This is a genomic window from Wocania arenilitoris, from assembly GCF_021728535.1.
Lineage (GTDB): Bacteria > Bacteroidota > Bacteroidia > Flavobacteriales > Flavobacteriaceae > Wocania_A > Wocania_A arenilitoris.
The window spans coordinates 1-7,387 of sequence record NZ_JAKKDU010000027.1 but is presented as its reverse complement, the minus strand read 5'-3'; the positions used below and the strand labels follow the sequence as shown (position 1 = coordinate 7,387).

7 protein-coding genes are annotated in these 7,387 nt (G+C 31.0%); 6 read left to right on the top strand and 1 reads right to left on the bottom strand.

All coding sequences use genetic code 11. From position 1 onward, the window contains the following. The first annotated feature begins 192 nt into the window (after positions 1 to 192). The 4 genes from L3X37_RS15005 (at position 193) to L3X37_RS14990 (ending at position 3,613) form a co-directional block, all read left to right on the top strand. Positions 193 to 594: a hypothetical protein gene (locus L3X37_RS15005; RefSeq protein WP_237240983.1), complete on the top strand. Its 402-nt coding sequence runs from the start codon at positions 193 to 195 to the stop codon at positions 592 to 594. 151 nt (positions 595 to 745) lie between these two features. Continuing rightward, positions 746 to 1,372, top strand: coding sequence for a hypothetical protein (locus L3X37_RS15000; RefSeq protein ID WP_237240982.1), 627 nt, complete (start codon positions 746 to 748; stop codon positions 1,370 to 1,372). Between the two features lie 240 nt (positions 1,373 to 1,612). After that, positions 1,613 to 2,086: a hypothetical protein gene (locus tag L3X37_RS14995; protein ID WP_237240981.1), complete on the top strand. Its 474-nt coding sequence runs from the start codon at positions 1,613 to 1,615 to the stop codon at positions 2,084 to 2,086. Between the two features lie 156 nt (positions 2,087 to 2,242). Then, positions 2,243 to 3,613 (top strand): restriction endonuclease, encoded by a 1,371-nt coding sequence (locus tag L3X37_RS14990; RefSeq protein ID WP_237240980.1) that lies wholly within the window; start codon positions 2,243 to 2,245, stop codon positions 3,611 to 3,613. A gap of 44 nt (positions 3,614 to 3,657) precedes the next feature. Here L3X37_RS14990 and L3X37_RS14985 read toward each other — a convergent pair whose 3' ends face one another. Continuing rightward, on the bottom strand, positions 3,658 to 4,623 hold the full coding sequence (locus L3X37_RS14985) for an IS110 family RNA-guided transposase (RefSeq protein WP_237240979.1): 966 nt from the start codon (positions 4,621 to 4,623) through the stop codon (positions 3,658 to 3,660). Between the two features lie 356 nt (positions 4,624 to 4,979). Here L3X37_RS14985 and L3X37_RS14980 point away from each other — a divergent pair, with 356 nt between their 5' ends. Together L3X37_RS14980 and L3X37_RS14975 are read left to right on the top strand one after the other, a co-directional pair. Beyond that, positions 4,980 to 5,564: a hypothetical protein gene (locus L3X37_RS14980; RefSeq protein ID WP_237240978.1), complete on the top strand. Its 585-nt coding sequence runs from the start codon at positions 4,980 to 4,982 to the stop codon at positions 5,562 to 5,564. Positions 5,565 to 5,737: 173 nt separating this feature from the next. Next, on the top strand, positions 5,738 to 7,153 hold the full coding sequence (locus tag L3X37_RS14975) for an alkaline phosphatase D family protein (RefSeq protein ID WP_237240977.1): 1,416 nt from the start codon (positions 5,738 to 5,740) through the stop codon (positions 7,151 to 7,153). Positions 7,154 to 7,387: the final 234 nt, after the last annotated feature.

Sequence of the window (7,387 nt, the reverse complement as noted above, 5' to 3'; positions counted from 1 at the left end):
AATTAATTTATACAACCAAATAAGATTACATTTATCTTTAGACTATAAAACACCTAATATGGTATATTTAAAAACAGCTTAATTCAATTTTAACCTGTAGCCATATTTCAGGACTAGACATTTAACCAAGCAAAACGCAAATTGAAATCAAAAATTAAAATATCGTTTCTGTCTTTGACATGTTTCTCCTTAATGAGCTGCATTCCTGGACGTTTTCATGAATACAAATTTATTGGAACTGAATTACCAAATGATGACCGTTATTCAACCCGAATTGAGTTTAATAAGCAAACAGATTTATTAATAGCTGTTGGTTACTACTTTTCACGTAAACCCAGAGAAAATGGATTAATAGCTAATATCAAAACAAGCTCAAACTTTGATTTTAAAAAAGAAGAAATCATAAAAGGTGTAACTTCAAAAGTTTACGGGGAATTAACTAAAATTGACACTTTGATAAATCAAAACACATTAAGATATAGGATGATTTTAAAAAAACGGAATGAAAAAAGAACTTTAAGAAAGATTAAAAACGATACAATATCAATCGAATTAGCAAATGACAAAAAATTATTGTTCATTAGACTGAATTAATAAAAACGTGTTACAACATTGTATATAAAAAATTGCTATTTTGTGCTTAACCAATGGAAGTTGCTTTGTTTGCTAGCTTCTGATTTTCCTTCGGAAAATCCTCGCACACAAACCACGCAACATTTCATATACGTAACCGTTGTGCCTAATTATGAAAAAACGTCTGAAGAAAATATTAATATTTGGATTAGGAATATTTTTCCTTGGACTGATTTTATATCAAATCACTTTATATGCTCAAGATGAAATACGGAATTATAAAAAATACGGAATTGCATTAAACGGAGAAAGAGCAGAAATTGGACTAAAGGAATTATCAAAAAACTGGAATTACGAATATTATAATGATTCAGAACCTGTAAATGAGGATTTAGCGAACAAAATGTTCAAAACATTTACATTTCAAAATATAGAAACTGGAATGTCTTATGAAATCGACTCATTGAATAATGATAAATTCTACACTGGAAAGTTGACTTGGATTAACTCTAACATTCTTTTTTGGAAAAATGGAATTACAGCTGAAATGGACACTTATGAAAAAGTTGTCGATTCAGCAACTTCCGAATTTCTGCATCTGACTTATTATTTCTGTGACGATAATGGAAACAAAAACTATTATGAGGCTAATCATTATATTTCCAAATTAGATGAATTTTATTGTGGAACACCAGCTGTAATGGAAAGAGAAAGACAAAGAAAATCAGGAAAACCATATTTTGGAAACATAACTAAAAAACAGGCTGACAGTATTTTAACAAATTGGAATCAAAAATAACTAGGCACAACAAAGTATAAGAAATAATGCTTAAATTTATTCCTTAATCAAAAGGTTAGTGCTTTTTTAGTCACTCTGATTTTCCTGCGGAAAATCCTCGGACACAAAATCGCACTATTCTTATACACAACCGTTGTGCGTCATTTAAGGAGCACGTTAACTAAACGAAAAGCATCATTCACTAATTGGAGTTTTTATGAAAAACGGAATTGAAATATTTTTGAGAATAAAAAAATTAAAATGAGAATATTTCTGCTTCTATTAATCTTGACTTTGACTTTCAGTTGCGCAACTCGGAATATAAAATACGACCGAAATAAAATATTAAAAAAATATTCAGCGGAATATAAAATGTTTGTGGATAATGAGAAAATGGATTTGGAAACTGTTTATCTTGACAAAGACAATATTGAAAATATTCGAATTGACAAACGCACGAAAGAATTGAAAATCACTCAATTCAAACCGACTGAATTGTTTGAAATGAAAGACTGGAATTTAGACAGTTTATCTGCTGGACGTAGAGGTTGGGACAAAAAGAAAATTGAGTTAATAATAATTGACGGAATTCCAATGGTTGACAGTTTAAAACAGAAAATTAAAATTGACCCAAATGCTATTAAGAATTTTACGATTTTGAGTCAAGAAAAGATGAACAATATGACTTTATGTAGAGGATATGATGGAGATGTGATATTGATAACAACAAAATAAAAACGAACGCACAACAATGGCTATAAGTAATTGCTTGTTCTCGCCTACTTCTGAAAATCCTCACGGATTTTCAGCTTGGTGTGTACTTGCAGAGTTAAGTACTAAACCACGCAACTACTCATAGCCGAGAACGTTGTACCCAATTAGACCACTCAAATGAATTGGAAGAAATATGAATTGGAAATCCTAACCTATTTTCAGGAAACCTATCCCGAAACTACAATTACGTTTGATAAAAAAATAGTAGGAAAATTTTCTAAAGTAGAAAGGCAGATTGACATATTTATTGAGGGAGAAATTGCTGGTTATGATATTAAAATTGCTGTTGACTGCAAATATTTTTCTAAAAATATTGACGTAAGAGAAGTTGGTACATTTTGTTCTTTAGTTGAAGATGTGGATGCTCACCAAGGAGTTCTGATAACAAAAAAAGGATATACACAAGGAGCTATAAATTTCGCATTTAATGGAAATCAAAAAGTTGAATTAGACATTCTGAATTTTGATAAAATTAAAGAGTTTCAGGGTTTTACTGCTATACCATATGTAAGTAATTTTTCTGTTATTCTTCCTGCACCATTTGGTTGGGTTTTAGACTTAAAAAATTCAATTAATAATTTTGCAACATTATTTCAAAGAGGTCTAACATTAAAAGAAGCACAGAAAAAAAATGAGTGGATGTATGTCCAATTTTGGAAAAAAGAAAAATCTGATTTCTCAATTGAAAACTTAATAGAATTCCAAAATGGATATATTCAAGAAAATTCAAAAGCAGAATTTGAATATAAAACTGGCCCTAAAAGAAAAGATAATTACAAAACCCAAATTAGAATTGCTGATATTAAATCTTATCCTTCATTAGAGGTTACAGGATTTATCGAATTCGAGGAGACAATATTTTACATAGTTCTTTTTACACCAAAGGAGTTATTAAATAAAAATTTACGGAAACTTCAATATTTACTATCTACTGCGATTCCTGCGAAAATAGAATTTAATAACAATGAAGTAATCAAACAGTTATTAAATGAAATTCCAAACACTTTAGACAAAGAAGAAAAATCTCAAAAGTATTATCAAATAGCTATTTGGTACAAAGAAATGGAAGACAATGAAAAAGAGATATTCTATTTAAAAAAATCGCTCGAAGAATTCCCTCACTACTCTTCTCTAAAAAGTATTATAAACGAATCATTAAAAATCGAAGACATTAAAGAGAGTGAAAAATATTCATTGATTTTTAGTGGTATTGAACCAAAAAACCCAAGAACATTTCAAGATTTAATTGAACTATATCTGAACAATGAAAAGCCTGAATTAATAGAGGAATTTTTAAAAGATTTAAGGAAAAACTATACTGAATTTGAAATATTAGGAAATATTAATTTTCATTTAGGCCTTTTGAATTCGGGTTTAGGAAAAGAATCCAAAGCGGATTCTTATTTCAAGTTAGCAAAAAGTAATTTCAAAAAAGTTTTACCTAAAAATCATCAAGTTTTTAAAGCATTAAAACAACGACTGAAATAAAATAACTGGGTACAACAAAGAACTGAGTTAAAAAACAAGCATTATTAAGCTAATTTTGAAACAAAGTTTTCATCGTAAGGCAATCCACTTTTTGCAATGGCAAAAGCTTGTTTTAGTAACTTATTTGCTACTGCAATTAACGCTTGTTTCGCACTCTTTCCCTTTGCTGTAATTCTATCAAATAAGGCTTTACAAGATTTATTGTATTTACAAGCTGAAAAGGCTGCTAAAAACAAAAGATTTCTTAGTTTTTTATTACCTACTTTACTAATTCTACTACGTCCTCGAACACTGCTTCCTGACTCGCGAATAGTTGGAGTAATGCCAACATAACTACAAAGTTGGGATGCCTTTTCAAACTTTTTAAAACCATCTGTTATTACTATTAAAAACAAAGCTGTTTTTAAGCCTATTCCTGGGATGGTTTGTAATAAGGTAAGTTGATGGTGTTGGTCTTGTTTTACTAACTCTAATAGCCTGGTCTCTAAAATAAATATCTCTTTTTCCAAATGTTTTAAGTCTCGATTTAAAGACCTATAAACTATTTTTGATGGAATACCTAAGGTTTTTTCTCCATGTAGTTTGTTTTTTGTTGCTGTACGCTTTTTTACGTAACTATCCAGCAACCTAAAAAGTTGTAAGCATTCGGATTGAACATCTGTTAAGGCATTATAAAAAGGAACTTCATTTACTTTACCATATTCGCATATAGACTTGGAATCACTCTTATCGGTCTTTACTTTTGCCAATCTCATTTGAATAAAACGCTTTACTGACAATGGATTAACTACAGAAACAGCCACCTCGTTTTTGTGTAAAAATTGTGCCAACCTGTAATGATAATACCCTGTAGCTTCCATAACTACCAAAGCTTCTTTTGGTAACTTTTTTAATAGGATTTTAAACCCTTTGGAATCATTTGGCAATTGAAAATGTCCTGTAGATTCACTGTAAATGTCAAACACACTTTTACTAATGTCAATACCATAAATTTTTCTATCTTTAGTCATAAGAACTGAATTTTGGAAAGAACAGATGCTACTCACATTTCAACAACTTAAAATCGAGATCTTGGTCTCACAGAACTGAACGAAGTCTAAGTAGTAAAAGAGAGAGGATTATCAATGTTGCCGAAGTCGAAGCTTCACCGTGTATACTAAACTTATTTCTCTCTTTTGTTCTTTCTGATTATTAATTAAATTTAGTGAATTACAAACTTAAGACGTGTATAATTCATTGCTAATACTCGCCTACTTGCGAAAATCCTTGCGGATTTTCTATTCGGTTTGTATTTGCTAAATTAGTTGCTGAAACACGCAACGAAATCATACACAAACACGTTGTAGGTAATTTGAACAAAACACTTATGAAAACAAAATTTTTCATTTTAGCATTAATATTTTTAACAAACTTATCCTTTGGACAAAAAGTAAAGAATAAGAATTACAAATTCTTAAATCAAGAATTAAAAGTAGCTATCATTCCCTTAACCTCTGAATTAAAAAAATTTAACGACTCAATTTCTAACGATATTTTTAAAGACACTTTATCATTAAAATTCCTAGACGTGGAAAAATTAAGGGTTGGGTTAAATGAAAAATCAATAGATATCCTAAAAAGAATAGCTACTAAAAAATATAAAAAAAGTGACCTAAAAAAATATCCGAATTTGAATACTTTAATTAATGATTTGGACATAAATGAACTAAAGGAAAATTTACAAAATGCGGACTTGCTACTATTCCCAATCGTTTTTACTGTAAAACAATCAGTAGGAATGACTTTTGGAAATGCTACTTTTAGACTTTATGATTTAAATACAGGAGATTTTATCCATCAATATAAAACAAATTTAAACATAAATATTGTTAAAAATGGTTCCAAACAAATTGTAACAGCGTTATTGCTATTAGAGGAAAAGAATTATTTATTTAAACAAAAAAGTGGATAAAAACTACCTACAACATTGTATAAAAATAATGCTTAAGTTTAATCCTAAATCTAAAGGCTAGTGCGTATTTGGTCACTCTGATTTTCCTGCGGAAAATCCTCGGACACAAAACCGCACTATTCTTATACGTAACCGTTACCACCAAGTAATAAAACACCAATGCAAACACTATTATGAGATACTTAATTATTACCGTTTTACTTTTTCAAGTAAGTTTCTATCTCAATGCCCAAAATACAGATAGTGTTTATTTTACAACTGGATTTAAAATTGGAGAAGTCACCAATTCATCTGCCATTATTTTAACAAGATTGTGTGCAACCCCTGAGCCCGTAAAAGTGTGGCATGAAAGAAAGGAATCCGTATTCAGAAACCCCATAAATTTCAACAATGATATGCCTGTCCAAAAAATGGAGGGATCAGTTCCAGGTTCAACAGGTCAAGTAAAGATAACAATGAATACAAAAGATACGCTTATAAGTACAGATTGGAAGTACGTTTCGAGCTACAAAGATTTTACGATTAAAAATAAGTTTGAAAGTTTAATAGCTAACACGAGTTATTCAATTACCATACAAGGGAGGAAGAATCCCGAGTCCCCTATTACCGAAATAAAAGGGCAATTTAGGACACCGCCTCTAGACGATCAAATAACTCCTGTATTCTTTACTTCATCAACTTGTCAATATTACTGGTCATTTGACGATCCACTTCGTGGATTTAAAATTTACGACAGTATGCAGAAGCTAAACCCATTATTTCATTGTCAAACCGGAGATTATGTTTACTATGATAAGCCAGGGCCAATGGCCTACAATCTTGAACTTGCAAGACATAAATGGCATGCTATGAATTCTTGGCCATCTTTATTAGATTTCTATGTAAAAACCCCTTTATATATACAAAAAGATGACCATGATCTATTAAGGGATGATGCAGGTCCCAATTCTCTCCCATTGGGAGAGCTAACCTATGAAGACGGATTATCTATATGGCAGGAACAGGTTCCAATAATAAATACTCCCTACAGGACTTTTAGGTGGGGTAAAGATTTACAAATATGGTTAGTAGAAGGCAGAGAATTTAGGAGTGATAACAAAGCTCCTGATGGAAAAGACAAAACTATTTGGGGTAAGGAGCAAATAATTTGGTTTAAAAAAACAATTGAAAGCTCTGACGCTACTTTTAAAATCCTTGTTTCACCTACACCTGTGGTTGGACCAGATCGTTCTCAGGGTAAATTTGATAATCATTCGAATGCCTCGTTTCAAACAGAGGGAATCTGGTTACGAAAATACCTTGCTAATCATAATGTATTTGTAATTAACGGAGATAGACATTGGCAATATGTTTCTGTTGACTCAGAAACTGGTTTATGGGAATTCAGTCAAGGCCCGGTAAGTGATTTCCATGCACAAGGCTGGGACGAAAATGATACTAGACCGGAACATAAGTTTTTAAGAGTAAAAGGAGGGTTCTTAGGTGTAAAAGTTTATCGCCAAAAGGATCAAGCAATTATTGAGTTTATACATTATGATACTGATGGAAATGAGGTAAATAAAGAAATAATCAAAAATACCAGGTGGTAACAATATATAAAAATAATAAGGGTTACATGCTAGACCAAAAGTTGTGCATACTAATAAAGTCCGCCAAACAGAAAAGTAAGTGTATTTTTATTCCCTTACTATTTTTATACTTACCGTTGGCAACAATCTCCCTACTAAAAAATCAGTTGAGTTTTTTTGCTAACGAATCGTATCTTTATGGAGGCTCCTTGTCGAGGCCGGTTTTCGCATTGGTACATTTAAGTCCGACCGCAA